The organism is Paenarthrobacter sp. YJN-D, assembly GCF_015040335.1.
Taxonomy (GTDB): Bacteria; Actinomycetota; Actinomycetes; order Actinomycetales; family Micrococcaceae; genus Arthrobacter; species Arthrobacter nicotinovorans.
This window is the reverse complement of record NZ_CP053549.1, coordinates 2,531,738-2,558,200: the sequence shown is the minus strand read 5'-3', so window position 1 is coordinate 2,558,200 and position 26,463 is coordinate 2,531,738. Positions and strand designations below refer to the sequence as shown.

25 protein-coding genes are annotated in these 26,463 nt (G+C 63.5%); 7 read left to right on the top strand and 18 right to left on the bottom strand.

Annotated elements, in window-relative coordinates:
- The first annotated feature begins 61 nt into the window (after window positions 1-61).
- Together HMI60_RS11905 and HMI60_RS11900 are read left to right on the top strand one after the other, a co-directional pair.
- Window positions 62-4,018, top strand: a complete 3,957-nt coding sequence (locus HMI60_RS11905) for a Pls/PosA family non-ribosomal peptide synthetase (protein WP_193589707.1) — start codon at window positions 62-64, stop codon at window positions 4,016-4,018.
- 11 nt (window positions 4,019-4,029) lie between these two features.
- Window positions 4,030-5,367, top strand: coding sequence for a M1 family metallopeptidase (locus tag HMI60_RS11900; RefSeq protein ID WP_193589706.1), 1,338 nt, complete (start codon window positions 4,030-4,032; stop codon window positions 5,365-5,367).
- On the opposite strand, the gene HMI60_RS11895 is transcribed toward HMI60_RS11900, so the two are convergent.
- From HMI60_RS11895 to HMI60_RS11875, 5 genes are all read right to left on the bottom strand, one after another.
- Window positions 5,364-5,999 (bottom strand): 4'-phosphopantetheinyl transferase superfamily protein, encoded by a 636-nt coding sequence (locus HMI60_RS11895; protein ID WP_193589705.1) that lies wholly within the window; start codon window positions 5,997-5,999, stop codon window positions 5,364-5,366. The two genes, HMI60_RS11900 and HMI60_RS11895, sit on opposite strands and share 4 nt — an antisense overlap.
- Before the next feature lie 130 nt (window positions 6,000-6,129).
- Window positions 6,130-6,996 (bottom strand): serine protease, encoded by an 867-nt coding sequence (locus HMI60_RS11890; protein WP_039240648.1) that lies wholly within the window; start codon window positions 6,994-6,996, stop codon window positions 6,130-6,132.
- Between the two features lie 176 nt (window positions 6,997-7,172).
- Window positions 7,173-9,716: a phenylalanine--tRNA ligase subunit beta gene (pheT, locus tag HMI60_RS11885; protein WP_193589704.1), complete on the bottom strand. Its 2,544-nt coding sequence runs from the start codon at window positions 9,714-9,716 to the stop codon at window positions 7,173-7,175.
- A gap of 2 nt (window positions 9,717-9,718) precedes the next feature.
- On the bottom strand, window positions 9,719-10,780 hold the full coding sequence (gene pheS / locus HMI60_RS11880; RefSeq protein ID WP_193589703.1) for a phenylalanine--tRNA ligase subunit alpha: 1,062 nt from the start codon (window positions 10,778-10,780) through the stop codon (window positions 9,719-9,721).
- A 197-nt stretch (window positions 10,781-10,977) separates the two neighbouring features.
- The gene (locus HMI60_RS11875; protein WP_227453522.1) at window positions 10,978-11,922 is read right to left on the bottom strand and encodes a hypothetical protein; all 945 of its coding nucleotides are present in this window, start codon (window positions 11,920-11,922) and stop codon (window positions 10,978-10,980) included.
- 97 nt (window positions 11,923-12,019) lie between these two features.
- On the opposite strand from HMI60_RS11875, the gene HMI60_RS11870 reads away from it, so the two are divergent.
- Together HMI60_RS11870 and HMI60_RS11865 are read left to right on the top strand one after the other, a co-directional pair.
- The gene (locus tag HMI60_RS11870) at window positions 12,020-12,466 is read left to right on the top strand and encodes a hypothetical protein (RefSeq protein WP_193589701.1); all 447 of its coding nucleotides are present in this window, start codon (window positions 12,020-12,022) and stop codon (window positions 12,464-12,466) included.
- Window positions 12,467-12,468: 2 nt separating this feature from the next.
- Window positions 12,469-13,098 carry an SIMPL domain-containing protein gene (locus tag HMI60_RS11865; protein WP_039240640.1) on the top strand — a complete coding sequence of 210 codons (630 nt, stop codon included), beginning with the start codon at window positions 12,469-12,471 and terminating at the stop codon, window positions 13,096-13,098.
- A 13-nt stretch (window positions 13,099-13,111) separates the two neighbouring features.
- Here HMI60_RS11865 and pcp read toward each other — a convergent pair whose 3' ends face one another.
- Window positions 13,112-13,753: a pyroglutamyl-peptidase I gene (gene pcp / locus HMI60_RS11860; protein ID WP_193589700.1), complete on the bottom strand. Its 642-nt coding sequence runs from the start codon at window positions 13,751-13,753 to the stop codon at window positions 13,112-13,114.
- Between the two features lie 90 nt (window positions 13,754-13,843).
- Between pcp and HMI60_RS11855 the strand changes: the two genes are divergently transcribed.
- Entirely contained in the window at window positions 13,844-14,938 is a 1,095-nt protein-coding gene (locus tag HMI60_RS11855) for an Rv2578c family radical SAM protein (protein ID WP_018779099.1), read from the top strand.
- Here the strand turns inward: HMI60_RS11855 and HMI60_RS11850 are convergent.
- A complete protein-coding gene (locus tag HMI60_RS11850) occupies window positions 14,935-15,387 on the bottom strand; it encodes a (deoxy)nucleoside triphosphate pyrophosphohydrolase (protein ID WP_193589699.1) in 453 nt (150 codons plus the stop codon). The genes HMI60_RS11855 and HMI60_RS11850 overlap by 4 nt on opposite strands.
- A gap of 211 nt (window positions 15,388-15,598) precedes the next feature.
- Here HMI60_RS11850 and HMI60_RS11845 point away from each other — a divergent pair, with 211 nt between their 5' ends.
- Entirely contained in the window at window positions 15,599-16,807 is a 1,209-nt protein-coding gene (locus HMI60_RS11845) for an MFS transporter (protein ID WP_079582219.1), read from the top strand.
- Window positions 16,808-16,913: 106 nt separating this feature from the next.
- Here the strand turns inward: HMI60_RS11845 and HMI60_RS11840 are convergent, their stop codons facing one another.
- The 5 genes from HMI60_RS11840 to infC all read right to left on the bottom strand — a co-directional run bounded on the left by HMI60_RS11840 (window position 16,914) and on the right by infC (window position 20,959).
- Window positions 16,914-17,837 carry a cation diffusion facilitator family transporter gene (locus tag HMI60_RS11840; protein WP_039240632.1) on the bottom strand — a complete coding sequence of 308 codons (924 nt, stop codon included), beginning with the start codon at window positions 17,835-17,837 and terminating at the stop codon, window positions 16,914-16,916.
- 100 nt (window positions 17,838-17,937) lie between these two features.
- On the bottom strand, window positions 17,938-18,849 hold the full coding sequence (locus HMI60_RS11835; protein WP_018779095.1) for an RNA methyltransferase: 912 nt from the start codon (window positions 18,847-18,849) through the stop codon (window positions 17,938-17,940).
- 26 nt (window positions 18,850-18,875) lie between these two features.
- The gene (rplT, locus tag HMI60_RS11830; RefSeq protein ID WP_018779094.1) at window positions 18,876-19,541 is read right to left on the bottom strand and encodes a 50S ribosomal protein L20; all 666 of its coding nucleotides are present in this window, start codon (window positions 19,539-19,541) and stop codon (window positions 18,876-18,878) included.
- A gap of 119 nt (window positions 19,542-19,660) precedes the next feature.
- Window positions 19,661-19,855: a 50S ribosomal protein L35 gene (gene rpmI, locus HMI60_RS11825; protein ID WP_011774324.1), complete on the bottom strand. Its 195-nt coding sequence runs from the start codon at window positions 19,853-19,855 to the stop codon at window positions 19,661-19,663.
- Between the two features lie 117 nt (window positions 19,856-19,972).
- A complete protein-coding gene (infC, locus tag HMI60_RS11820; RefSeq protein ID WP_370584002.1) occupies window positions 19,973-20,959 on the bottom strand; it encodes a translation initiation factor IF-3 in 987 nt (328 codons plus the stop codon).
- A gap of 423 nt (window positions 20,960-21,382) precedes the next feature.
- Here infC and HMI60_RS11815 point away from each other — a divergent pair, with 423 nt between their 5' ends.
- Window positions 21,383-21,778, top strand: coding sequence for a DUF1844 domain-containing protein (locus tag HMI60_RS11815; protein WP_026267346.1), 396 nt, complete (start codon window positions 21,383-21,385; stop codon window positions 21,776-21,778).
- Between the two features lie 79 nt (window positions 21,779-21,857).
- Here the strand turns inward: HMI60_RS11815 and HMI60_RS11810 are convergent, their stop codons facing one another.
- The 6 genes from HMI60_RS11810 to hisB are packed head-to-tail and all read right to left on the bottom strand — an operon-like array spanning window position 21,858 to window position 26,436.
- Window positions 21,858-23,162 (bottom strand): MFS transporter, encoded by a 1,305-nt coding sequence (locus HMI60_RS11810; RefSeq protein ID WP_039240625.1) that lies wholly within the window; start codon window positions 23,160-23,162, stop codon window positions 21,858-21,860.
- A gap of 49 nt (window positions 23,163-23,211) precedes the next feature.
- The gene (locus HMI60_RS11805; RefSeq protein ID WP_079582221.1) at window positions 23,212-24,123 is read right to left on the bottom strand and encodes an SseB family protein; all 912 of its coding nucleotides are present in this window, start codon (window positions 24,121-24,123) and stop codon (window positions 23,212-23,214) included.
- Window positions 24,123-24,866, bottom strand: coding sequence for a bifunctional 1-(5-phosphoribosyl)-5-((5-phosphoribosylamino)methylideneamino)imidazole-4-carboxamide isomerase/phosphoribosylanthranilate isomerase PriA (gene priA, locus HMI60_RS11800; protein ID WP_039240621.1), 744 nt, complete (start codon window positions 24,864-24,866; stop codon window positions 24,123-24,125). Before priA ends, HMI60_RS11805 begins: the two co-directional genes overlap by 1 nt.
- 44 nt (window positions 24,867-24,910) lie before the next feature.
- Window positions 24,911-25,069 carry a hypothetical protein gene (locus HMI60_RS11795; protein ID WP_018779088.1) on the bottom strand — a complete coding sequence of 53 codons (159 nt, stop codon included), beginning with the start codon at window positions 25,067-25,069 and terminating at the stop codon, window positions 24,911-24,913.
- Window positions 25,070-25,813 (bottom strand): imidazole glycerol phosphate synthase subunit HisH, encoded by a 744-nt coding sequence (gene hisH / locus HMI60_RS11790; RefSeq protein WP_018779087.1) that lies wholly within the window; start codon window positions 25,811-25,813, stop codon window positions 25,070-25,072.
- Window positions 25,810-26,436: an imidazoleglycerol-phosphate dehydratase HisB gene (gene hisB, locus HMI60_RS11785; RefSeq protein ID WP_018779086.1), complete on the bottom strand. Its 627-nt coding sequence runs from the start codon at window positions 26,434-26,436 to the stop codon at window positions 25,810-25,812. The genes hisH and hisB overlap by 4 nt, the downstream gene beginning before the upstream one ends.
- Window positions 26,437-26,463: the final 27 nt, after the last annotated feature.

The following is a 26,463-nucleotide window of genomic DNA, read 5'->3' as shown; positions in this document are numbered from 1 at the left end:
ACTGTGACGGGCAAGAAGCCACCGACATCTTTTGTTCACCTTCCTGCGAAAAGCTGACCCCGTGAGCACAGAACATTCCGTGGGGGCCGGGCAGACGCCTGCCCTGACCACGTACCGCCCCCAGCTGCCGGGCGGCACCGCAGCACCTGCCGAACGTACCCTCGTGGACATCCTGGAGGCCACCGCGGCTTCCTTTCCGGAGTCCTCAGCGCTGGACGACGGCCACAAGTCACTTAGCTACACCGAACTTCTCGCCGCCGTCAGCTCTTTTGCCCGGACCCTGAACGCAGCGGGTCTGGGCCCTGGTGCGAAAATCGGTGTCCGTATCCCTTCCGGAACCAATGAGCTCTACGTGGCTATCCTCGGCATCCTGATGGCCGGGGCCGCCTACGTGCCCGTCGACGCCGACGATCCCGAGGAACGGGCACGCTTGGTGTTCGGGGAGGCCAAAGTGGCGGCAGTCATCGGTGCGGGGCTGGACGTCCGGCTTTCCGATGCTTCGCGCGAACCTCTCTCCGGTCCGGCGAGACCTGGGCTGGACGATGATTCGTGGATCATTTTCACTTCGGGCTCCACCGGCACTCCCAAGGGTGTAGCCGTCAAGCACCGTTCGTCCGCCGCCTTCGTGGACGCCGAAGCCAGGCTCTTCCTCCAGGCCGAACCCATCGGCCCCCAGGACCGGGTGCTTGCCGGCCTCTCGGTGGCCTTCGACGCCTCGTGCGAAGAGATGTGGCTGGCCTGGCGCCATGGAGCGTGTCTGGTGCCTGCGCCCCGCGCTCTGGTTCGCACCGGAATGGACCTCGGTCCCTGGCTGATCAACCACGGCATCACCGTGGTGTCCACAGTGCCGACGCTCGCCGCCCTGTGGCCGGCCGAGGCACTGGAAAACGTGCGTCTTCTCATTTTCGGTGGCGAAGCCTGCCCTCCGGAGCTCGCCGAGCGGCTCGCTGTGGACGGTCGCGAAGTCTGGAACACCTACGGCCCCACGGAAGCCACCGTCGTTGCGTGTGCCGCTCCCTTGGGCGGACCCGGCCCCGTGCGGATCGGGCTTCCGCTGGACGGGTGGGACCTCGCCGTCGTCGATTCCAGTGGCGTTCCGGTCGCCGAAGGTGACATCGGCGAACTCATCATCGGCGGCGTCGGCCTTGCGCGCTACCTCGATCCCGCCAAGGACGCCGAGAAGTACGCACCCATGCCCACGCTGGGCTGGGACCGGGCCTACCGCTCGGGTGACTTGGTGCGGTTCGAAGCCGAGGGCCTGATCTTCATGGGCCGGGCCGATGAACAGGTCAAACTCGGCGGGCGCAGGATTGAACTGGGCGAGGTGGATGCAGCGTTGCAGTCCTTGCCCGGCGTCGCCGGTGCGGCTGCTGCCGTGCAGACGACAGCGGCCGGCAACCAGATCCTGGTGGGCTATCTGGCTCCCGTTGACGGATACGAGCTGAGCATGGACGAAGCCCGCAGGTTGCTTGGCGAAAGCCTCCCGGCTGCGTTGGTCCCCCTGCTGACCGTGGTGGATTCGTTGCCCACCAAGACCAGCGGCAAGGTGGATCGCCATGCGCTCCCCTGGCCCCTGGCCGGCGCCGGCGCTACGGAGGCGAGCAACGCCCCGTTGAACCTGCCCGATGACGCCCGCTGGGTGGTGGAGCAATGGGAAGCGGTCCTCGGCAGTCCCGTGAGTTCGCTCGACGCCGATTTCTTCGCCTACGGTGGCGGGTCTCTGGCAGCGGCCCAGCTCGTCTCCGCCCTTCGCGTCAGGTACCCCACCATTACCGTCGCCGATATTTACGCGACACCGCGCGTCGGCGCACTGATCGACGCCGCCCGCCAGTCACTTCCCGACGGCGGCGCCCCGGGTCCCGCTGCCGAGCGAACCGTCCGCCCCACCGCCTTGAAGTCGCAGATCTTCCAAGTCCTGATGGGCGTTCCGTTGCACATCCTGGTGGGAATGCGTTGGCTGACCTATCTCATGGCTGCCAACAAGTTGCTGGCTGACTTCGCCGGTTTTTCTGCCGCTCCGGTCGTTTCCTGGTGGTGGATCGGCTTGTCCTGGCTGATCTTCGTCAGCCCACTGGGACGCATGGCCATCTCCGTGGTGGCGGCACGATTGCTGCTGGGAAGGGTCGAGCCCGGTACCTACCCCAGGTCCGGCAAGACCCACTTGCGGCTGTGGCTGGCCGAACAGATCCAGGACCTGTCCGGCGCCATCGGGCTGGCCAGCGCCCCATTCGTTCCCTACTATGCGCGTGCCCTCGGGGCCAAAATCGGCCGGGACGTGCACCTTCACTCGCTTCCGCCCGTCACTGGCCTCCTGTCACTGGGCAGCGGAGTCAATATTGAGCCCGAGGTGGACCTGTCCGGCTGGTGGGTGGATGGCGATTCGGTCCACATTGGCCAGGTCCATGTTGGAGCGGGCGCCGTTGTGGGTTCCCGCAGCACGCTCATGCCTGGAGCCAGCATCGGCGCCGGGGCCCACGTAGAGCCTGGCTCCGCAGTTTTCGGCAAGGTCAAGGCCGGCCACCTGGTGGCGGGCTCACCGGCGGAACGGCGCGGCAAGGCCAAACACGATTGGCCCGAAGCGATGATCCGTCGTTCGGCGGTCGACCGGCTGTGGCTCCTTGCTTTTGCTGGCGCGTCGGCCCTGCTCGCCCTGATCCCCTACATCTCTGCCTTCGCCGGTGCCATGGTCATCCTCGCCTTCATCCAAGGACACGATTCCTTGGAAACCGCGCTCCCCGGGATCGCCCTCTCCGCACCGTTGGCAGCGCTGGTGTGGTTCCTCGGCAACCTCCTTCTGATTCTTTTGATGGCCAGGCTCCTGGGTGTGGGACTCAAAGAGGGGCATTACCGCGTCCGCAGCCGCATCGGCTGGCAGGTGTGGGCAACTGAACGCCTCCTGGACATGGCACGGGACCTTCTCTTCCCCATCTACGCCAGCCTGTTCACACCTGTCTGGTTGCGCTTGCTGGGAGCCAAAGTGGGCAAGAACGTGGAAGCCTCGACGGTGCTGCTGGTCCCCAGGATGACCACCATCGGCGACGGCGCGTTCCTCGCCGACGACACCATGGTGGCTTCCTACGAACTCGGTGGGGGCTGGATGAAGATTGCCCCGGCCAAGATCGGGAAACGCTCCTTCCTCGGCAACTCGGGCATGACTGCTGCCGGACGCAATGTGCCCAAGAATTCCCTCGTCGCGGTATTGTCAGCCACCCCGGCCAAAGCGAAGTCTGGAACATCGTGGCTGGGCAGCCCGCCTGTAAGGTTGCGCCGCACCGCCGTCGACGCTGACCAGAGCCGCACCTTCAAGCCGCCGTTCAAACTCAAGCTGGCACGGGCGTTGTGGGAACTGTGCCGGCTGGTGCCCGTCATCCTCACTGTTTCCATCGCCGTGGCCGTCATGGTGTTCCTGGACTGGATCGCGCGCGGATGGGGCTACTGGATTGCTGCCCTGCTGTGCGGCATCGTGATGCTGGCCGCTGGAGCGGTGGCAGCGCTCAGCTCCATTGTTGCCAAATGGGTTCTGGTGGGAACCATCCGGGCCGGCGAACACCCCCTGTGGAGTTCGTTCATTTGGCGCAACGAGGTGGTGGACACCTTCATCGAAATGGTCAGCGCGCCGTGGTTTGCCAGGTCGGCGGCGGGCACTCCGGCCCTGGTGTGGTGGCTCCGCGGCCTCGGCGCAAAGATTGGCCGCGGCACGTGGTGCGAAAGCTATTGGCTGCCCGAAGCCGACCTCGTAACCTTGGGCGAGAACTCCACCGTCAACCGGGGTTGCGTCGTCCAAACGCACCTGTTCCATGATCGCGTCATGAGCCTGGACACCGTGACACTGGGCAACGGGGCCACGATGGGGCCGCACGGCGTCATCCTCCCCGCGGCCAGTATCGGTGACGGCGGGACTGTTGGTCCGGCGTCGTTGGTCATGCGCGGCGAAACCGTCCCCGCAGGGACGTACTGGATGGGTAACCCGGTGAGCCCGTGGGTGGGTCCGTCAGCACAAGCTCCCCGTCTCAAGTAGATTGGGAGCTAATGACCGCACCCATCAGCACCCCCAGTCCCGACCCCTACACCCTGGACCACGGAAGCACCCGCTACCGGGTGGACCGATACGAGCTGGAGCTCGATGTCAGGCTGGGCAGCAACAAGCTGATGGGCAGAGCGGTCCTGAAGTGCACAGCTTTGGAAGCAAGCACGCAGATTGTCCTGGACCTGGTGGGCTTGCGGGCGTCGAAGGTGCATATGGACGGCAAGAAGGTGCAGAAATTCAGCCACCGTGCCGAGCACCTGGTCCTCAATCCGGCCTCGGCCCTCAAAACCGGGCAGCAGTTTTCCCTGGAGATCCGCTATGACGGCAATCCGCAACCACGGCGCGGGTTGTGGGGCGACGTGGGTTGGGAAGAACTGAACGACGGCGTACTGGTGGCCGGCCAGCCCAACGGCGCGGCCTCATGGTTCCCCTGCAATGACCACCCCCGATACAAGTCCAGCTTCCTGATTTCCGTGACCACTGACGAGAACTACCGCCCGGTGTGCAACGGCAGGCTCGTGTCCCATTCCCGCAAATCCAGCCGGGAAACGTGGGTCTACGAGCAGGTTGAGCCGATGGCGACCTACCTGGCCACCGTTCAAATAGGCCGTTACGCCAAAGTCCCGCTGCAGTTGGACGCCGCACACCACCGGGTCCCCCAGTACGTTGCCGTGACTCCTGAAATGACCGGGGACGCCCTTCAGGGCCTGCGTCGCCAACCGGACATGATGCGGACATTCGAGGACTGCTTCGGCCCGTACCCGTTCGCGGACTACACCTCGGTGGTCACTGAAGACGAGCTGGAAATTCCGTTGGAAGCCCAGACGGTCTCCATTTTCGGCCGAAACCACATGAAGGATGCCTGGGATTCCCAGCGGCTGATCGCCCACGAGCTCTCCCACCAATGGTTTGGGAATTCGCTGACGGTCAGCAATTGGAAGGACATTTGGCTTCATGAGGGATTTGCCTGCTACGCCGAATGGTTGTGGTCCGAGGAATCCGGCACCATGACTGTTGCGGCGCGGGCATCGGCTGCATGGAAGAGGCTCGACGCCGGGCCCCAGGACCTGCTGGTGGGCGACCCCGGCCCGGAGCTGATGTTCGATGACCGTGTCTACAAGCGCGGGGCGCTGGCCGTCCACGCTCTGCGGATGGCTGCCGGGGATGAAGCGTTCTTTGGCTTCCTGCAGGAGTGGACCGCCGCGAACCGGCACGGGTCAGTATCCACGGAATCGTTCATTGCAGCTGCAGACGCCTTCATTCCGGGGATCGGTGCTGCTGGAATTCTCCGGCCCTGGCTGTACGAAGCCGCGCTTCCGCCGCTGCCTGCAGCACGTTAGCCCAGGGCCAGGGCGGCCACCAGTCCGTCAGGTAGTTGCATGTGGGTGATGTCGTGCAGACCGGGCAGGCCCAGCACATCCAGTTCCGCAGGGTTATGCCTCAGGCCCTCGCCTGTCATCTTCAGCCAGGCTTCCTTGCGTGCCCAGAGCCGGGCCCGCAGCGTGGCTTGGTCCTGTTCCGGGAAGGACACCAGGAAACGCTTCTCGCTTTCAGTCAGGGCCACGTCATCGAATCCGTCGAAGCCAACCCCCTCTATCGCTTCCAGATCCACTCCCAGCCGGGAGCCATCTGTTGGATGCACGACGCCGGCCAGCAGCACCCAGCCCGACGCCCGGGATGCGCTCAGCAGCAGAGGCGCCGGACCGCCGTCGAGAAGGAAGCCGGGGCGACCGTGATCCTGGCCGGGACCGCATTGCGGGCAATGATAATCAGGCCCGAGGTGTACGGGATCGACGTCGAGAAGCGAGGCGGCGAAATTCAGCAGGGCCAGCCGGCCAGCGACGAATTCTTCACGGTCCTTGGGGTTGGCTAAATGGAGCGCACGTTGCTGGGCGGGTTTGCCGAGTCGTGTGAAGCGCTCGGCAGCTGGAACTTCGTCGAGCCTGCGCAACTCAAGTACAGGCTCGTCCATCACGACCCCCTTTCGCGGCTTTGTCCCCAGCAAACTGTAGCGTGGTGGTGATGTTCACCGGGCAAACAACAGTGTTCCCCGCAGCCAGGATTGCTGCCGGGAACACTGTTACTGAGTTAACCCACCGGCGCTACTTCACCGAGTTCAGGTAGCTCGCCAGGGTGGGCGTGATGCGCGTGCCTGAGTTCGAGCTGCCTCCGTTGGTGTGGATGGCCACGATGGTGTTGGAGCTGTTGTAGACGGGTGCGCCACTCTGGCCGCCGTAGGTGTCCATCTTGTAAAAGACCTTCTCGGCCTGGGTGCTGTCAATGGAACCGGTCATGGACCACATGGTGCCGAAGGCCTTGTCACCGGGATAGCCCCGGACCGTCGCGGTGGTTCCGTTCAGGCTGGTGGTCGTTCCGGTGTAGTTCAGCCAGCCGGTGGTGTTGCCGATGGTGCAGTCGAGCTTGATGACTCCCCAGTCGGCATTCGTGTTGGCCGAATCAATCCAGCGCTGATCCGTCAGGAGCTGGGTAGCCCCACAGGTACCGTAAGGATCAGTTGATCCGTTCCGGCCGGGAGCCACTTTCACACCCCAGGAGTAATCCGCTGTGGAACCCGTGCCACCTTCGTGCACGCAGTGGCCCGCGGTCAGCACGGTGTCATCCGAAATGAGGGCGCCGGAGCAGATGTAGCCTCCGTTGAATTCGATCTGCACGATCGAGCGGTTGGGCGCGGCCGTGGTGTTCGTGATCCGTACCCTGCCATCAGCGCCGATGACTGAGTCCGTGGAAGCGCCGCCACCCTTGGAGGGCATCGCCAGAGTGTACTTGTCGGCCAGCGGAGATGCCGCGGACCCTGACGTCTGCGTCTTGTCCACCGTGTGCGACACAGGCTGCACCCCGGAAATGGCGGCCTGCGGCGTCGGCTCTGACGCTACCGCAGCTCCACCAAGCGAGGACGTCAAAGCCACAACTGCAGCCCCGACAAGCACAGCAATGTTCTGCTTCTTCATGGGTACCTTTCAAAGGACGGCTCCCGTGGAACCGTTCGAGGGATGTGATACACATGCTTCACATGTGTATGACAAAACTGTCATACACATGTGAACAGCCTGTCAAGATGTTGGGAGTTGAATCTCGTTAAAAAGAAAACCCCGGGACAGCAGTCCCGGGGTTTTCTTGAGTCGAGCTAGCGCTGGACAGCTCCAAAGCGGTCGGCGGCTACGGCCACGGCAGCAGCGCGGGCCTCCGAAGCCTCATCCGCCGTCAGGGTGCGGTCGTTTGCGCGGAACCGCAGGCCGAAGGCGAGCGACTTCTTACCGTCATCGATGCCCGGGCCCACGTAGACGTCGAACAACGAGACGTCCTCAAGGAGCTCACCTGCACCCTCACGGAGTGCGGACAGGACCTGATCGGCCGGCACGTCCAGGGGAACTACCAGGGCAACGTCCTGCGTCGCCACCGGGAACCCGGAGATGTGCTTGGCGACAATCACGTCGGCGGCAGCTTCGAACAAGGCATCGACATCCACCTCAACCGCTACTGAACGCGCAGGCATGTCGTGCGCAGCAAGGAGCTTGGGGTGGAGTTCCCCTGCGTATCCAACCACGTCGCCGTTGCGCAGTGCGAGCTGCGCCGCGCGCCCGGGATGGAATGCCTGGTGGCTGCCTTGGCTGACAACCAGTTCAACGCCCAAAACGTCAGCGATCAGCCGGGCCACGTCCAGGGCGTCGGCCCAGTCCCAGGCACGCGGCTTGTGTGTAGCGGCAGCCGGAGAATCATGACCGGTCAGGACCGCGGCGATGTGCAGCGGCTGGTCGGGGACGCCGTCGTACAGTGCATCCAGCACCTCATCGGAAGGCTTGACACCCAACGGCGGGATGGACTCCGTTCCGAGCTTGTCACCCGGCAGGAAGACCGAGCCGGCCTCGTAGAGTGCAAGATCGCGGAAACCGCGCGAGTGGTTGCGGCGTGCCACCTCAATCAGGCCCGGCAGGATGGACGTGCGGAGGTACCCCTGTTCCTCGCTGATCGGGTTGGCGAGCTTCAACGCCGGACGGGCAGCGCCTTCCTCGGCCACTCCGAAGGTGTCGTTGGCTGCCTTCGTGACGAAGGGGTAGGACAGCACCTCTGTCAGCCCGGCATCGGCCAGGGCCTGCACGACGCGGCGCTTTTGCTGCTGCGTGCGGCTCAATCCGCGTCCCGGAGGAGCCACCGGCAAGGTAGCCGGGATGTTGTCGTAGCCCACAAGACGGGCGATTTCCTCGGAGAGGTCGTCCTTGGTTTCGAGGTCGTTGCGCCAGCTTGGTGCAGTCACGCGGTAACCGGAAGAGGTCTTCTCCACCACGGCCCCCAGGTCCTCAAGGGAGGTGGTGATCTGATCTTCGGTGAAGTCGATGCCGATGCGCGCGGAGGCATAACCGGCAGGCAGCTCAATCACGACGGCGTCAGGCGCCGTTCCGACGTCGGTACCGGTCTCGTCCGCGGTACCTCCGGCGAGTTCCACCAGGAGGTCCACCACGCGCTGGGCGGCGACGTTGGCGACGTGCCAGTCCACACCGCGTTCGAAGCGCTTGGACGCCTCGGACGGCAGCTTGTGACGGCGGCGTGAGCGGGCAATGGATACTTCGTCGAAGTGCGCGGCTTCCACAAGGATATTCGTGGTGGAATCGGAAACCTCGGTGTAGGCGCCACCCATCACGCCTGCGATGCCGATCGCACCCGAATCATCCGTGATCAGCAGGTCCTCGGCGTCGAGTGTGCGCTCCTTGTCATCGAGCGTGGTGATCTTCTCCCCCGCGACCGCGCGGCGGACAACGATATCGCCCGAAAGCTTGTCGAGGTCGTAGCAGTGGTTCGGCTGGCCGAGCTCCAACATGACGTAGTTGGAAATATCCACGGGCAACGAGATGGAACGTACGCCGGCCAGGCGGAGGCGTGAGGACATCCACGGCGGGGTGGGGCGGGAGGCATCCACGCCCCGGACCGTGCGCGCAACGAAACGATCGCAGCCCGGCTTGCCGTAAATGGGAGCATCGTCGTTGAGCTTGACTCCGTAGCCACCCTGCAGGGAAGCAGGCGCGTTGACCCTGGACGCCGGATCCACGAACGAAGTTCCCGTGGCGTGGGCGTACTCGCGGGCAACCCCACGGATGGAGAATGCGTAGCCGCGGTCCGGAGTGACATTGATTTCGGCTGCCTGGTCGTACAGACCCAGCAGCTCCATGGCGTCAGTGCCGATCTCGGGGTCGAGGCCGATGCGGGAGAGGACCAAAATGCCATCGTGGTCATCGCCGATGCCCAGCTCTCGCACGGATGCGATCATGCCGGCAGACAGGTGGCCATAGGTCTTGCGGGCCGAGATCTGGAAGTTTCCGGGCAGTACGGCTCCGGGCAAGGTAACAACAACCTTGTCGCCCTCAACAAAGTTGTGGGCGCCGCAGATGATGCCCTGCACGCCGGAGGGGTCGATTCCCTTGCCGGTGAGGGTCTGTTCCTGGCCCTCTGGGACAACCCGGACCTGGCACCAGTTGATGGTCTTGCCGTTGGTCTGCGGTTCCTTGACCAGGCTCAGCACCTGCCCAACAACCACAGGGCCCTTCAGCTCATCGGTGGGACGGTGGACATCTTCTTCTTCAAAGCCGACCTTGACCAGGTCAGCCATGACATCTTCGGCCGTAGCTTCGGCCGGAACCTGCGCGAACTCACGCAACCAGGAAAGTGGGATACGCACTGTTAGATCTCCATCCCGAAGTGCTCGCTAAAACGTACATCGCCTTCGATCATGTCGCGCATGTCGCCGACCTCGTTGCGGAACATGAGCGTGCGCTCAATGCCCATACCGAAAGCAAAACCTGAATAGATGTCCGGATCGATCCCGGCAGCCCGCAGGACATTGGCGTTGACCATGCCGCAGCCGCCCCACTCGATCCAGCGTGGGCCGCCCTTGGCGCCCGGGTGCCAGATGTCGAGTTCTGCCGACGGCTCGGTGAACGGGAAGTAGTTTGGGCGCAGACGGATGGAGGCTTCGTCGCCGAACATCTGGCGTGCGAAATGCTCCAGCGTGCCGCGCAGGTCAGCCATGCTGAGGTTCTTGTCGATTGCGAGACCCTCGAACTGGTGGAACACCGGTGTGTGCGTCGCGTCGAGCTCGTCGGTCCGGAACACTTTGCCCGGGCACAGGACATAGATAGGCACTTCGCGCTCCAGCATGGAACGAACCTGTACCGGTGAAGTGTGCGTGCGCATGAGCAGGTGCGCCTCGGGAGGCTCCACGAAGAACGTGTCCTGCATTTCGCGTGCCGGGTGGTCCGGCTTGAAGTTCAGGGCATCGAAGTTGAACCACTCGGACTCCACCTCGGGTCCTTCGGCGATCTCCCAACCCATGCCAACGAAGATGTCCGACACCCTGTCCTGCAAGGTGGACAGCGGGTGGCGGGCACCGGCGCGGCGACGGCGCGGGGCCGCTGTAACATCGACCGTTTCCTCGAGCAGGATGCGGGCATCATTCTCAGCTTCCAGAACCTGGGTCCTTGCCGCGAGCGCTTGATTGACCCGGCCACGCGAGGAGCCCATGAGCTTGCCCGCAGCTGCCTTGTGTTCCTTGGCCAAGCCACCGATTTCGCGGTTGGCAAGACTCAGGGGCGACTTCTCGCCGGTGTGGGCGAGGCGGACAGCCTTGAGTTCATCAAGGGAAGACGCGGCCGCAATAGCGGCGATGGCGTCCTCGACGGCGGCGTTGATGGCGGCTTCATCCAGCGGATTCGGGATGGCGGCGCCTGGCAAAGTGTCAGTCATCTACTGTTCTTAGCTACGAGTTGGGAGCGGCCGGCAATGCAGGCCTGCAAAACAAAGGGGTAGTGCTCGCCGCGGACGGCGGGCACTACCCCTCAGTCTAGTTGAAGCGCACATGCGGGATTTAACCCGCCCGCGCGCATCCCGCTATGTGAAACAGCCGCCCCTTTTCATCACGACGGCGGTACGCAGCCGGGCGCTTAGGCGCCCGAAGCCGGTGGTGCGGCCGGCGGCGGAGGTACCTGGCCGTCGTCGTGACCATTCCCGTGCTGCGGCGTGGACTGCGCGCCGGGCGTGTAGCCCTGACCGGCCCAGTCCTGCTGTGGCGACTGGGCCGGCTGGCCAGGCTGACCAGGCTGCGGCGCAGGGTACCCGGGCTGTCCCGATGGTGACTGCGGTGCGGGGTAACCGGGCTGCCCCGGGCCGTTCACGTCCTGGCCGTACACTGGGGCGCCTGCGAGCGCCGGCGACTGCCGGGCTGACTTCCTGCGCAACAGCACGAACAGCAGCACCAGCGCCGCAGCAACCACCAGCAGGGCCACGAGGGTCCAGATGATCCACCCCGGGATGCCGGCATTGGCCTCGGCCTTTACCTGAACAGCCGTCTCCTTGATGGACAGCATGTCGAATGTTGCCGTGTTGCCATCAACGACTGCACCGTTGGCTTCAACGATCTTCCCGGGGAAGGTGAACTTGACGGACGCTTCGTCGAACATCGACTTTGCCATGGCGGATGCCTGGGGATCGCTGCTGTCAGCTCCCGTAACACTTCCCATGGACATGACGTAGAAGTCTCCATCCTTTTTCAGATCAAAAGGGTTCTCGGAGCTGGACGATTCGGCCAGCTTGGCCGGGTCAAGGTTCACCGCCGTGATCCGTTTGCCCTTGTACTTGTCGTCTTCGTAGTCCACCACGGTGGCACCCTCAGGAATGTCCATCTCCTGGCTGCCGCCGCCATTGGACTTCATGAAGTCGTCGAAGGACTTGTCCCCCAGAACCGACTTTTGGATCGCGTATACAACCTCGTAGTCGACGCTTTTCTCGTTATTGACCTTGACTGACATGTTGAGCTTGACGCATCCGGTCAAGGCCACCATGACGGCAATCAGCACACCGAGCACGCCTATGGCGCGTTTTACGTTCATGTTTCTTTCCCCATTCATCCCCTGCACGAGTGAGTGCTCGAACAGCGTATCCCTGCCGTCCGTGCCCTGCCACACGCCGCGGGTCTAGCATGGCTTCATGACTCCCGCGCAACGCCTCCGGCAGATCGCCAACGTCCTGAACCTGTCCACTCCGCTCGGACTGGCGGTGGCCGTCACGTCACGGTCGAAGTTGTCGCGCGGGCCGCGCGGCCTGCTGATTGCGTCCGGTTACCAGTGGAAGCTCCCCCTTGCCGGGGCCTTTACGGTCGGCAACGTGGTTGTGTACCGGGCTCCGTACGGTGTTGCCGGAACCAACCCTGTGCTGCTGGGCCACGAGGAACGGCACAGCACGCAGTATGCGTATTGCCTCGGGCTTCCGTTCCTGGTCCTTTACGGGGCTGCGGCCTGCTGGTCGATGGTCCGGACCGGTAATCCGGGACTGGGTAACTGGTTCGAGCGCCAGGCCGGGCTGGAAGCAGGCGGCTACATCGAACCCACCAACCGCCGGCAGGACCATCCTGCCCATGATCGAATCGAGGCTTAGCCATGGAGCGAACCATCACCGTGACGGGTACAGGGAGCGCAACGGCTGCTCCGGACCTGGTGACGCTGACTTTGGGCGTGGAGACGCGACGGGAAACCGCGGCGAAAGCATACGACGACGCCGGCACGTCAGCGGCCGCCGTCGCGGCAAGCTTGCGCGCAGCGGGTATCGGGGACGGGGACCTGCGGACGAGCGGGCTGAACCTGCGGGCCGATGTGATGTGGGTTGAAGGTCAAGGCCAGAAGGTGTCGGCTTACGTAGCGTCCACGACACTGCACGTCGGTATCCGGTCGCATGGGGACGCACCGGCAGCAATTGCTGCAGCCGTCGCGGCCGGCGGCGATGACATCCGCATCAACGGCCTGGAGCAAGGACTGGCCGACCCCTCCCGCGCCACGGCACAAGCCCAGGAAGCCGCCTGGCAGGATGCCTTGGCCCGGGCCGAACAGTACGCGGCGCTGGCCTCCGCCCGGCTGGGATCCGTGGTGTCCATCTCCCAGCAACCGGTACACAGCGGCCCGGTTCCCATGGGTGGAATGGTCCGGGCGTCCTACGTCGCAGAGACACTGCCGGTGGAGGCCGGTGAATCTGTCATCTCCGCCAGCGTCACGGTGGAATGGGAACTTATCTAGTGGATGGCCCTCGCTAGTGGATTGCCCCGGCGGGCAGTTTGGTATCCACCGGGGTGTTGAGCGCAGTGCGGACAACTACGGCAATCCCCTCGGCCGTCAGATACAGCGGCATTGATGGAGCTGCCCCCTCCGGCGTGACCTGTTCCGGAAGATAGGGAACGTGAACGAAACCGCCCCGAACGCCCGGCCGGGACGCCAGTGCATTCATCAAGCCGTAAAACACGTGGTTGCACACGTAGGTACCGGCTGTCTGGGAGATTTCACCTTTGATCCCCGCGATCTGCAGATTCCTGAGCGCGGCCTTGATCGGCAGGCTGGAGAAGTATGCTGCAGGTCCTCCGGGGATCACTTCTTCATCAATGGGGCGCTGGCCCTTGTTGTCCGGGATCCGGGCATCATCGCAGTTGATGGCGACGCGTTCCAGCGATACCCGGTCCCGGCCACCGGCCAAGCCCACGCAGACCACCACCTCCGGAGTGAGACGCGAAATGGCCTGGTGGAGGACCTCCAGTGACTCTCCGAAAACGCAGGGCAATTCGATGGCCTCCACGGCGAACCCCTCTGCCTGGAGGCTCTCCCTGGCGAGCTGGACGGCAAGCCAGGAGGGATTGACCGTATCCCGGCCGAACGGTTCGAAACCCGTGAGCAGAATCATGGGCCTACCATAGCAACGAGGGGCCCGGCCGTGGGATACGAATATTCGGAGGCCTTGACATTGGTTCGAACATACATTCGAATGGAGTCCATGAGATGGGACGCACAAGCACTTTCACCGACGCGTGAACCGGCACCAGATGCGGATGGCAGCATCGTTCCACGCCCTGCCCCGGCGATGGATGCCTTGCTGCCCTTGGCCGGGCTTGTGCGTTCCGTCTCTACGCCCGAATTCTCCGGGGTCACCTTTCATGAGGTCACCGCAAAGTCAGTGCTCAACAAGGTGCCCACCGGTTCGAACATGCCGTTCGAATGGACGGTCAACCCCTACCGCGGGTGCAGCCATGCCTGTGTCTATTGCTTCGCACGCAAAAGCCACACGTATCTGGAATTCGATGCGGGCCGGGACTTCGACTCCCAGGTTGTCGTCAAGATCAATGCTGCCGAGGTGCTCCGCAAAGAACTCGCCAAGCCGTCCTGGGGACACCATCAGGTTGCCCTGGGCACCAACACGGACCCGTATCAGAGGGCGGAGGGCCGCTACGCCCTGATGCCCGGGATCATCCGGGCCCTTGCGGATTCGGGCACGCCGTTCTCCATCTTGACCAAAGGCACACTCTTGGCGCGGGACATCCCCTTGCTCAAGCATGCTGCCACCCAGGTTCCCGTGGATCTGGGCATTTCCCTGGCCATGACCAACGAGGACCTCGCCGCACTCATCGAGCCCGGCACTCCCTCCCCCAGGGCCCGCTTGAAACTTATTGCCCGGCTCCGCGACGCCGGCTTGGGATGCGGTGTCATGGCGATGCCCATCCTGCCGTGGCTCACGGACTCCGACGAAGCCTTGGACTCCCTGTTCGCCGGACTGGCCCAGGCCGGCGCCACAGGAGTATCGGCAGGAGCCCTCTACCTCAAACCCGGCACACGCGAGTGGTACATGGACTGGCTTGCCGCCCAGCACCCCGGATTAGTGGGCAAGTACCGGCGCCTCTACGGCAACGGCTGGTACGCCTCCAAGGAATACCGCACATGGTTGACCGGCAGAATCACTCACTTCAAGGCGAAATACGGCTTCACGGGAAGCTCCGGATTCAGCCATCGGAACGCCCGGCATTCATCTGCCGCCACTGACGCCCAAACGGCGGGCATTGCCGTTCCCCTTCCGGGCCAACAGACTCTATTCTAGACCGGCCGGACGCCTTCGGCGGGCATCGAGACCCGTTGCAGGAGCGCACGGACAATCGGAAGATCCGCAGGTATCCACGCCAGGCCAAGCGCTTCCTCAGGGTCGGCAAGCGAAACCCACTGAAGCTGGTCATGGTCTTCAAGTGGTAGCGGGTCCCCAGCGGTCACCTCGGCAAACCACACTCGCATGGACGCCCGTTCATTGAGGGTCCACCCGTCCGGCTTGCCCGATTCCAGCTCCCGGCCGAGCTTGACCTGGATCCCCAACTCTTCAGCGAGTTCGCGGTGGAGGGCCGCTTCCGGGGCTTCACCGGATTCAACCTTGCCACCCGGGAACTCCCACATACCGGCAAATTGAGGCGGGGCGGTGCGACGTGCAACCAGCAAACGGCCGGGGGCCTCCAAAGAGTCGACGACGGCGGCACCCACGACGTTTATCAATGCAGTCACCGCAACAGTCTAGGGCCCGACCGTACAAGAGGCCGCACGATTCAGAGGCCGCACGATTCAGAGGCCGCACGATTCAGGGGCCGGCAGGTCCACGGACCGCGCACATGGGCGTAGTCACATAAGTAAAGCCCTACCCCGGCGGCGAACTAGACTTGTTATCGGATTTTCTTCCATTCTTCCCAGCTCGCAAGACGCCCCCAGAAGCAGGTCTATGTCTATCACCACGTCCCAGCCCGTCGTCGCCAAAAAATCCCGACGCCACCTTGGCCTGGCCATCCTGGCTCTGGCCATGGGCGGATTTGCCATCGGAACCACCGAGTTCGCCATGATGGGCCTGCTGAAGGAAGTCGAAGAGGGACTCGGCATCAGCACCCCCGAAGCGGGAAACCTCATCTCGGCGTATGCCCTGGGTGTCGTGATCGGCGCACCCGTCTTTGCCGCCTTGGGGGCCAAACTACCCAGGAAGAACCTGGCCCTGGGCCTCATGCTGTTCCTGGCACTGGCGAATCTCACGTCTTTCATCGCCCCCGATTACGGCTTGATGCTGTTGTCGCGGTTTGCCTCCGGGCTCCCCCACGGGGCCTTCTTCGGGGTGGCGGCTGTCATCGCAGCCGGCCTCGTTGCACCAACCAAACGCGGCTGGGCCATTTCAATGGTGATGGCCGGACTCACGGTCTCCAATGTCATTGGTGTTCCGCTGGCCACCTGGGCGGGACAAACCTTCGGGTGGCGGCTCCTGTTTGTCATAGTGGGCGCCATCGGTCTGCTTACTGTTGCCATGGTGTGGAAGTTCGTCCCCTTCGAAGCCGCGCATCCGGATGCCAGCATCCGTCGGGAACTTGGGGCGCTCAAAAGGCTCCAAGTATGGCTGGCGTTGCTCATCGGGATCATCGGCTTCGGAGGATTCTTCGCCGTTTACACCTACATCGCCCACACGATGACATCTGTGGCCGGCATCCCGGAGAACCTCATTCCGGCCGTTGTTGCCCTCTATGGGCTCGGCATGGTGGTTGGCAACATCATCGGTGGGCGGCTGGCGGACAAGTCCGTCATGGGCACCATTTATTGGGTCATGCCGGGGATTGCCGCCGCCTTGGTGGTCTACGCCATTGCCGCCCATTGGGCGTGGTCCGCGTTCGTCATGGCTTTCGTCGTCGGCGGCATCGGTTCCATGCTGACACCTGCTTTGCAGACCAGGCTTCTCGACGCAGCACCAGGGGCGGCCTCGCTGGCATCCTCGCTGAACCACTCAGCCCTGAACATTGCCAACGCCTTGGGTGCTTTCCTCGGCGGCACAGTCATCGCGTGGGGTTGGGGCTACGTAGCCCCGGCCCTGGTGGGAGCAGTCCTGGCCATCCTCGGACTGGTCGTAGCCGTCATCAGCGGTGCACTTGAACGCAGGAAAGCGCTGGCTGCCTGACCCAAGGGAAGAATGGCTGGTGGGAAACGATCTGTCCCAAAAAAGAATGGCTCCGCAAATGCGGAGCCATTCTTTTTAGTCGCCTCTACGGGACTGACGGTCAGGACTAGGCCTGGGCCTGGACCCGTTCGATGTCGGGTTCAAGGTAAATGACCCGGGCGATGGGAACCGCCGCACGGATCCGCTGCTCGGCGTCGTCAATTCCCTGGGCGATCTGCTCGCCCGTCTCGGACGCTCCCATGGAAATCTTGGCGGCGACCAGCAGTTCTTCGGGTCCGAGGTGCATGGTCTTGAGGTGGATGATGCGGGTCCCGTCAGCCTGCAGGGCGTCGGCAATACGCTGGACGTCCTCCTTGGTGGCAGACTCGCCCAGCAGCAGGGACTTGGTTTCCATCGCCAGGACCACGGCAATTGCGACCAGGAGCAGGCCGATCATCGCGGTTCCGAGGGCATCCCAGACGCCATTACCGGTGACCAGCGTCATGCTGACACCAAAGAGCGCGAAGACCAGGCCAAGCAGGGCACCGAAGTCTTCCAAGAGAATGACCGGCAACTCGGGCTGCTTGGCATTGCGGACAAACTTGACCCAGCTCTGCTTGCCGCGGATGTGGTTCGATTCGATGATCGCCGTGCGGAAGGAGAAGCTTTCGGCAATGATCGCTCCCACCAGCACCGCCAAGGGAACCCACCAGAAGCCGCCTTCGATGCCGTGCGGGTGCTGGAACTTCTCCCAGGCCTCGTAAAGGGCAAACAGGCCACCGACGCTGAACAGGACAATGGACACGATGAAGGCGTAGATGTAGCGTTCGCGGCCATAGCCGAACGGATGTTCCGGACTGGCGGCGCGTTTGGACCGCTTCCCGCCCACCAGCAGCAGGATCTGGTTGCCGGAGTCGGCAACTGAGTGGATTGCCTCGGCGAGCATGGACGATGACGCTGTCAGGAAAAATGCAATGAACTTCAGAACAGCAATCGTTAGATTTGCGGCGAGAGCCGCAACAATCGCTTTGGTACCGCCACCAGCAGCCACGAAAGCTTCACCTCTTCGGGTTTGGGAAAGAATGGAAAGGGCCAAGAAGAGTCGTCATCGTCTGATCTTGCAAGCAATACCGTACCCGGCGGCGCGTTGTTTACGCATTCCCCACTCGGGCGCCCTGCTGCGAACGTGCGCTGGCGTAAAGACACACAGTGGCGGCGGTACCCAAGTTCAGGCTCTCGGCCGCCCCGTATACGGGCACGGCAACACGGTGATCGGCCAGTGCAAGTTCGTCCTCCGACAAGCCTTGGGCTTCGTTGCCGAAGAGCCACGCTGTAGGCGACTCCAGGGCATAGTCCGAGGCCACGGAACCGTTGCCGAGCCTTCGTGCAGCGTTCTCATCCTGAAGCTTGTCCAGATTGAGGGTTCCATAGCCATCAGCGGCCAGGATGCCTATTCCCCGCTCCCGGCACCGCGCAACCAGTTCCTCGACGTCCGCCCCCAGGACCACCGGGAGGTGGAACAGGGAGCCTGCGGTGGACCGCACCGCTTTAGGGTTATAGATGTCTACGCTGGAGCCGGTGAGAACCACGGCGTCTGCTCCAGCGGCATCGGCGGCGCGGAGCACGGTTCCGGCGTTGCCGGGGTCACGCACCTGGCACATGACAGCAAGAAGCTGCGGACCGGCGTCGAGCACCGAGTCCAGGCTGACGTCCACGAAACTGCAGACCGCTACGATCCCTTGCGGGTTAACGGTGTCAGCCATGGCGGCTAGTACTTCATCGCTCGCCAGCCGCAGCAGCGTCCCCCGCGCCAGGTCGGCAAGCTCGGGGAGGCGATCAAGGCACGCTTCGCTGGCGAAAACTTCATGTACGACGGCGGATCCGCCCGCCGTTGTCCGGTCGCGGTGCAGGGTCAATGCCTCGCGCACCGCCTGCGGCCCCTCAGCAAGGAACCGCCCGCGCTTTAAACGCGCCGGGCGCCCGGCAAGCTTTGCGACATCCCTCACCCGATCTGCTCGGGGGTTGGTCATCGGAAAGTCTTGCGGGCGCCCGGTTTCGTTCATATAAAGAACTTTAGTGGCAGTTGCGACTAGTTCTTGATCTGCTGGCGGGCTTCGCCGCCGGCCGGCTCGAAACCGGCTGCCTTCGCAGCTTCAACGGTGGAGAACCAGTATTCAGCAGCGGTGGTGTTGTACCAGGTGGAACCCGGAACGTGGTACTTCTTGGATTCGGCGTTGCCCTTGATGGCGTAGCCTTCCGGAGCCTCGTCACCGTCGGCGGCAACTGCGCCATCGATGGCCGGCTTCTCGGAAACGACAGCCTTTACGGCAGGAGCCGTAGCGACAGCCGGAGCAACCTTGGCCTTCGGAGCAGCCTTGGCAGCCGGAGCAGAGGTGTCAGCCGGCAGGGCAGCCTTGGCAACGTTCACCAGAGCGGCGAAAGCGTTGGCGTCGGAAACAGCCAGCTCGGCGAGCATGCGGCGGTCAACCTCGACCTCAGCGGCCTTGAGGCCCTGGATCAGACGGTTGTAGGTGAGGCCGTTGGCGCGGGATGCAGCGTTGATGCGCTGGATCCAGAGGCGACGGAAGTCGCCCTTCTTCTTACGGCGGTCACCGTAGCTGTACACAAACGAGTGCAGCAGCTGCTCTTTGGCCTTGCGGTACAGGCGCGAACGCTGACCGCGGTAACCCTTGGCGCGTTCGAGGACAACCCGGCGCTTCTTGTGGGCGTTTACCGCCCGCTTCACACGTGCCACGTGCGTACTCCTTCAGAAATCTTTATCCCAAGCTGCTACTGCCGGAAACCCGGCCGGCCTGAGAAGGCTTTTGGTGTAGTCGGTCCCTGCCGGATGGCAGTAACCAAAGAACTTGGAACTTAGACGCCGAGCATCTTCTTGATGACCTTGGCATCGCCCTTGAAGACGAGCTTGTCGCCGGCGAGGCGACGGGTCAGCCTGGAGGACTTGTGCTCCAGGTAGTGACGGCGGTTGGCCTGCTGACGCTTCAGCTTGCCGGTACCGGTCAGCTTGAAGCGCTTCTTAGCACCGCTGTGGGTCTTCATCTTCGGCATGGGAACCGATCTCCTTACGTATCCACGGACAAGTCCGCGATTCTATCGCGCAGCCGGCCACCAGGGCCGACGTGCTGGTTGCTTGCCGGTGGAGGCCAGGGCCTCCGCGGCGTTGAACTAATTGGTCTTACGTGTTGCTGGCTTCGGCGTGGCTTTGGGGGCCGCGGGCCGGGCAGCCGGCTTGGGAGCTGCCGGCTTGGCGACAGGCTTCGGGGCCGAAGGAACCGCTGGCTTGGGCGCCGCAGCCGGAACAACAGGCTTCGGAGCTGCCTCCACCGGAGCTGCTTTGGGAGCCGGAGCCGCCTTAGGTGCCGGAGCCGCCTTGGGAGCCGGAGCTTCCTCAGCAACGGGTGCTTCCTCTGCTGCTTCAGGTGCCTCTTCGGCAACCGGAGCTTCAGCTGCAGCTTCCTCGACAACCGGTGCTTCTTCAGCTGCGGGCGCCTCGGTTGCTGCGGGAGCTTCCTGCGTGCTTTCCTCTTCGGAAACCTTGAAGCCTTCGGGCAGAAGATCGGCGAGGCTCTGCGTCAGCGGCGCCTGCTCCCCCGTGGTGTCAACGCGTCCTGCGGCCTTGGCCTCATTCTGGGCCTTGGCTTCTGCACGCTGGCTGGCACGACGGGCTTCAGCCTTCGCTTCGGCCTTGTTCTTCAGCGGTCCGATCACCATGACCATATTGCGGCCATCGATGCGGGGGCTGGACTCGATGACGCCAACCTCGGCTACATCCTCCGCGAAACGCTGAAGCAAGCGGATGCCCATTTCAGGCCGCTGCTGCTCACGACCACGGAACTGGATCATGGCCTTGACCTTGTCACCGGCTCCGAGGAAGCGCAGAGCGTGCCCGCGCTTGGTTTCGTAGTCGTGCTTGTCGATCTTGAGGCGGAAGCGGATTTCCTTTAGAACCGTATTGGTTTGGTTCTTGCGGGCTTCGCGGGCCTTGACGGCGGCTTCGTACTTGTACTTGCCGAAGTCCATCAACTTGCAAACAGGAGGCTTAGCCTGCGGCGCAACTTCAACGAGATCGAGATCGGATTCGGCAGCAAGACGCAGTGCGTCCTCGATGCGGACAATTCCTACCTGTTCGCCGGCAGGGCCGACCAGCCGCACCTCGGGGACGCGGATACGCTCATTGATTCTTGGCTCGCTAATGTTAAAGCTCCTGTGGTTGTGGTGGTGTCACCGGCAAATAGAGAAGGCCCCCAATTGCTGGCGCAATCGAAGGCCTCGAAGATCGGATCCACTTCCCCTATGGAAAGCGCGCACTTCCGGGATCAACCCTGAAATGTCCGACCAGGTACCCGGCAACCTCTTGTCCCATCAAGGGGATCCTGTCCCCGAAGGGAAACGGCTGACGCGGGTGGGAGAGAACTCCGCTTGCAAACTGAAAGTCAATTCTACAGAAACAACCCGCCAAGCGCACATTGCGAACGGCGGGACGTTGACTGCGATGGTTCACTGTCGATGCCCACAGTACTGTAGATGTCCACGGTGAATAACGACTTCCAGTCGGTCTGTGACAAGCTTACCAGTATGAGCACTGAAGACAGCAATTCCCGCAATTCCTTCGGCGGAGACGCCCCCGCCGCCGACGCCGGAGTCTCCCAGCAGATCCGTGACATCGCAGAGGTCCCGGCAGTGGAAGTCATCACCACCGGCGCCGTGCACCTCATGAGTGCGGCAGCGGTCAAGGTTGGGCTTGCCGACGACCCCAACGCCGAGGATCTCAAAGACCTGGACGAAGCCCGCAAGCTGATCACCGCACTCGCCGGCTTGGTCTCCGCAGCCGCACCCGAAATCGGCTCCCAGCACGCAGGCCCGTTGCGCGACGGCCTGCGCTCCCTGCAACTCGCGTTCCGCGAGGCATCCATCATTCCGGATGCCCCCGGCAAGGGCCCGGGCGAAAAGTTCACCGGACCGGTGAACTGACGCCAACTGCCTGAATAATCATCGACGGCGGGCCGACCATCAGTGGTCGACCCGCCGTCGTCGGCTGGTGCCGGTTGACTCAGACCCGGGCAGCCCGTCGTCGGATGGACATGAGCACCAGGCCGGTGGCGCACAGCACGACGCCGGCGATACCAACAGCAGCGAAGCCGCCTGACGGACCCACGGTGTCGATGAAGACCCCTGCCAGGGGCGCCCCCAGAGCAACACCGGCGGTCAGCGCAGAGCCGTACCAGCCCATTGCTTCGCCCCGGCGATCCTCCTCCACAAGGTCCGCAACCTTCTCGGAGGAAGCCGACAGCACCGGTGCGCACAACAAGCCCGGCAGGAGTGAGAGGAACGCCAGGGTCCAGGTGTCCTGGGCAAATCCCATCGGAATGGTCAGTGCGGCCATGCCCAGCAAAAGGAGCATGGGTGAGATGGACCGCTTCATCGAACCGTAGATGAGACCGCCGACTACCGACGCGGCGCACCAGAAGAAGAAGACAATACCGATCTCGTTTTGGTGGCCGCCACGTTCCAGCAGCCCCACGATGCTGACATCCGAGCCGCTGAGCACCATGCCCGAACCAGCGGCTACTGCGAAGAGCGCAGCAACAGAAACGGTGAACCAGGTGAAATTCCTGGCCACTCGGCTCCGGAGCCCGGCCGTGCGCGAGGTTGCAGACGCCATTTCCGAGGCCGCTTCCTGGACATGCGCAGGAGCCGAAGCCACCATGGCCGCCTCCGCTGCCGCAAGATCGGCCGACTCCCGATCGGCGGATTCCTCCGGTGTGCAGGCTGCTTCGCTTCTGGTGGGCGGGTTGAACCACATCAGGAAAAGTCCAGCCACAGATACCGAGATACCAACGGCGGTCAGGCCAAGAGCCGAGTAGCCGCTGGTCGCCACCACAGCTCCGACGGCCGGACCGATCATGAAAACAAGCTCGGTGGCTATGGAATCCAAGGCAAAGGCCGAACGCCGCTGCTCACCGTCCACCATGACGCCCAACGATTGGCGGACGACACTGAAGATCGGCAGAGTGAACAGGCCTCCGATGAACACCAGAGGTAACAGCCATTGGTACGACACGTGCGGGACGATCGACCAGATGACGGTTTCGGAGACAACTGACGGGATCAGAGCTTTACGCAGCCCCACCATGTCAACCCTGCGGCCACGCCACGGTGCGCCCAGGGCAATGCCGATGGTCATGACCGCCGCTGCAGCACCCGCAGCGGCATATCCCTGGCCAAGCGTCAGGACAATGTGCAAGGTAAGGAGCACTCCCGCGGCCGAATGCGGGATACGCGCAACCATCCCGACAACCAGCAGCCGCCGGACAGGGCGTATGGACAGCATCTCTTTGTAGAGAGCGAAGTTCACTGGCTCAATCCTCATTTCCCCGGGCAGTCCCGGGGAACCGGACCTGCCATTAGTGCGGCGCGCGCTCCTGTGCTGCACGCTGCAGTTTTACTTCCATGGAATCAACACCCTCGGCAAAGGAATCCATCCGTGCCCACGCATCGTTCAGTTGCGCGACAAGCGCCTGCACGGCCCCGGCGTCCAAACCGTCCTCGAGGAAAAGCACCACACGCAGTTCCGGGCCCGGACCGCCTCCGAGGACCTGGCGGCCGTCCGCCGTGAGGGACGCAACGCCACCGCCGGGGTGCGTCTCAAGGCGGCGGACCGCAGTGAAGGCTGAAATCGTCGAAACGAGAGCAGTCTCCAGTTGATCATCAAGGTATGACGGCGTCCAGTCCTTCTGCTGCGCGAGCGCCCACATGGCGGGTCGCCGCACGACGAAGGCGAACTGGGAGCCAGGGTCCAAAACCAGGAGTTGGGCACCTTCCGACACCGCCGAGAGTGCTGCGCGTGCTGCGTAAACAGCGACCGGCCGCGCCTGGGGGTGCCACGCTTCCAAGGCTGCCGCCGAGGTGAACACCGGCATTGCCGTGCGGCCGTCGGGGGCCTTCAGTGTGACCAATGCCATATCGGCCTGCTTATCTGCATGCAGGCCGTCGACGCCTTCGGCTTCCTCGGCCAATTGGGCAACCACCGGGACAAAGACACGTGCCGTGGCCAGGGAGGCCACGACCTCCGCCTCGCCACCGGTGCCGTCGATCAGCGCCGCAATAGCCGCAAGGTAACCGGCGTCTGCGGTTCCATCATCGTCTTCGAAGTTGTGGATTTTGGCGTCGTCGCCAGTGAGGCTTCTACCTGCCCAGGGTTGGCCCGCAGAGTCCGCGGCTCCCCCGGCGCCTGCCAAGGCCGCCGCGATGTGACCGGGCAGGTCGCGCTTCTCCCGCTGGTTAAGCTCCGGCTCGTGGGCTGAGTGGCGGCCCATCAGCGGCGGCCGGCCACGTCCAGGGCTTCGGGCAGGGTGAAGGCACCGGCATACAGAGCCTTGCCCACAATCGCACCCTCGACACCCAGCGGCACGAGTTCACGCAGCACGCGAAGATCTTCCAAGCTGGAGATACCGCCGGAAGCCACTACGGGCTTGCCGGTCTTCTCCACCATCTGACGCAGCAGATCCACGTTGGGGCCCTGCAGCGTTCCGTCCTTGGTAACGTCCGTGACTACGTAGCGGGCGCACCCGGCGTCCTCGAGGCGGGCCAGAACCTCCCAAAGGTCCCCGCCTTCCTTGGTCCATCCGCGTCCGGCCAGCGTAGTACCGCGGACATCAAGCCCGACGGCGATCTTGTCACCGAAGCGTTCGATCGCCCGGCGCGTCCACTCCGGGTTTTCCAGCGCTGCCGTCCCAAGGTTTACCCGGGCAACGCCCAAACCGAGGGCCCGTTCGAGTGATTCGTCGTCCCGCAGGCCGCCCGAAAGCTCCACCTTGACGTCGAGCTGAGACACGACCTCGCTGATGAGAGCGGCGTTGTCGCCACGGCCAAAGGCGGCGTCGAGGTCAACCATATGGACCCATTCCGCACCGTCGTTCTGCCAGTTCAAGGCTGCCTCCAAGGGCGTCCCATAGCTGGTTTCAGAACCCGCCTCTCCTTGCAGGAGGCGCACCGCCTGGCCATCGACGATATCGACGGCCGGCAGGAGTTCCAGTACGGACTGGGAGGAGGTGGTCATGAGTGTCCTTGGAGTTGAGGGAGCGCCGGCTTGGGACCAGCGGTTCAGTTACCGGGAAGTGTCAGGAGGTACGCAGCCAGCAGGGACATCCCGGCCAACACGTAGAAAGAAATAGAGACCCAGCGGGGCTTCTTTTGCTGGTGGAAGGAAATCCCACCGCCCACCAGGAGGCCGGCCAGGCCCATGAGGATCACAGACCACATCTAGGCAGCACCGTTTCCGGAAGCTTCCGGTGCGGGCTTCCGAAGGCCATCCACCCAGTTGCGCAGGAGGCGGGCCCCGGCGTCGCCCGACTTCTCGGGGTGGAACTGGGTGGCGCACAGCGGGCCGTTTTCCACGGCAGCGATGAAACGTGCGCCGTGCTCGGACCACGTGACCATGGGGGGCGCCATGCGGGGCTGCACGACGTCGAAGTTCCACTCCTGCACACCGTAGGAGTGAACGAAGTAGAAACGCTCCTGCTCCACACCGGCGAACAGCTTGGAACCCTCAGGTACGTCCACCGTGTTCCATCCCATGTGCGGCACAACGGGAGCAGGAAGGAGTTCGACTTTGCCGGGCCATTCGGCCATGCCTTCGGACTCGGTACCGTGCTCGACGCCGGCCTCGAAAAGAACCTGGAGGCCCACGCAGATAGCCAGCACCGGACGTCCACCGGCAACCCGGCGTCCAATCATGCGGATGGCGTCTACGGCTTTGAGTTCTTTCATCACGGTCTCATAGGCGCCAACACCGGGGACAACCAGGCCGTCGGCGTTGAGGACGTCCTCAGGCTTGGCGCTGAGCACCACGTGGGCACCCGCCCGCTCAAGCGCGCGGACGGCGGACCGGACGTTGCCGGATCCGTAGTCCAGAACCGTAACGGTCGGCTTGCCCTCCGGCGACTCAGGCCTAACGGATGCAGTGGCGTCAGCCACTGCGCCGTTCTTCAGGACCTGGCTACTCACAGTGCCCCCTTGGTGGAGGGAATGCCCTCAACACGCGGATCGGACTCTACGGCGGCACGCAGTGCGCGGGCGAAAGCCTTGAACTGGGCCTCCACAATGTGGTGCGGATCCCGGCCAGCAAGAACGTTCATGTGCAGGCAAATTCCGGCGTGCAACGTGATTGCCTCGAAAACATGGCGGGTCAACGAGCCGGTGAAGTGGCCACCGATCAGGTGGTACTCCTGTCCCGCAGGTTCACCACCGTGCACAAGGTACGGACGTCCGGAAACATCAACGACTGCATGGGCGAGGGCTTCGTCCAGAGGCACCGTGGCTTCGCCAAAACGACGAATACCAGCTTTGTCGCCCAAGGCCGTCCGGAGCACCTCACCGAACGTGATGGCGACGTCTTCCACCGTATGGTGGGCATCGATGTGCGTGTCACCTGTGGCTTTGACCGTCATGTCAATCAGGGAGTGCTTGCACAGTGCGGTCAGCATGTGGTCGTAGAACGGTACTGAGGTGCTGATGTCCGAAATTCCGGAACCGTCCAGGTTGATCTCCACCAATACGGAAGATTCGCTGGTGGTGCGCTCCATGCGCGCAGTGCGGGCAGCGGACGGCGTGGCGCCGGTTTCGCTCATTGGGACGTCCTTATGCAGGGAGGGAGG

Bases quoted from the DNA above. Each gene is read 5' to 3' on its own strand.
- HMI60_RS11900 (WP_193589706.1), top strand. From the start codon at position 4,030: ATGACCGCACCCATCAGCACCCCCAGTCCCGACCCCTACACCCTGGAC.
- HMI60_RS11895 (WP_193589705.1), bottom strand. From the start codon at position 5,999: ATGGACGAGCCTGTACTTGAGTTGCGCAGGCTCGACGAAGTTCCAGCT.
- HMI60_RS11890 (WP_039240648.1), bottom strand. From the start codon at position 6,996: ATGAAGAAGCAGAACATTGCTGTGCTTGTCGGGGCTGCAGTTGTGGCT.
- pheS (WP_193589703.1), bottom strand. From the start codon at position 10,780: ATGACTGACACTTTGCCAGGCGCCGCCATCCCGAATCCGCTGGATGAA.
- HMI60_RS11875 (WP_227453522.1), bottom strand. From the start codon at position 11,922: ATGAACGTAAAACGCGCCATAGGCGTGCTCGGTGTGCTGATTGCCGTC.
- HMI60_RS11870 (WP_193589701.1), top strand. From the start codon at position 12,020: ATGACTCCCGCGCAACGCCTCCGGCAGATCGCCAACGTCCTGAACCTG.
- HMI60_RS11865 (WP_039240640.1), top strand. From the start codon at position 12,469: ATGGAGCGAACCATCACCGTGACGGGTACAGGGAGCGCAACGGCTGCT.
- pcp (WP_193589700.1), bottom strand. From the start codon at position 13,753: ATGATTCTGCTCACGGGTTTCGAACCGTTCGGCCGGGATACGGTCAAT.
- HMI60_RS11855 (WP_018779099.1), top strand. From the start codon at position 13,844: ATGAGATGGGACGCACAAGCACTTTCACCGACGCGTGAACCGGCACCA.
- HMI60_RS11845 (WP_079582219.1), top strand. From the start codon at position 15,599: ATGTCTATCACCACGTCCCAGCCCGTCGTCGCCAAAAAATCCCGACGC.
- HMI60_RS11835 (WP_018779095.1), bottom strand. From the start codon at position 18,849: ATGAACGAAACCGGGCGCCCGCAAGACTTTCCGATGACCAACCCCCGA.
- rpmI (WP_011774324.1), bottom strand. From the start codon at position 19,855: ATGCCGAAGATGAAGACCCACAGCGGTGCTAAGAAGCGCTTCAAGCTG.
- HMI60_RS11815 (WP_026267346.1), top strand. From the start codon at position 21,383: ATGAGCACTGAAGACAGCAATTCCCGCAATTCCTTCGGCGGAGACGCC.
- HMI60_RS11805 (WP_079582221.1), bottom strand. From the start codon at position 24,123: ATGGGCCGCCACTCAGCCCACGAGCCGGAGCTTAACCAGCGGGAGAAG.
- priA (WP_039240621.1), bottom strand. From the start codon at position 24,866: ATGACCACCTCCTCCCAGTCCGTACTGGAACTCCTGCCGGCCGTCGAT.
- HMI60_RS11795 (WP_018779088.1), bottom strand. From the start codon at position 25,069: ATGTGGTCTGTGATCCTCATGGGCCTGGCCGGCCTCCTGGTGGGCGGT.
- hisB (WP_018779086.1), bottom strand. From the start codon at position 26,436: ATGAGCGAAACCGGCGCCACGCCGTCCGCTGCCCGCACTGCGCGCATG.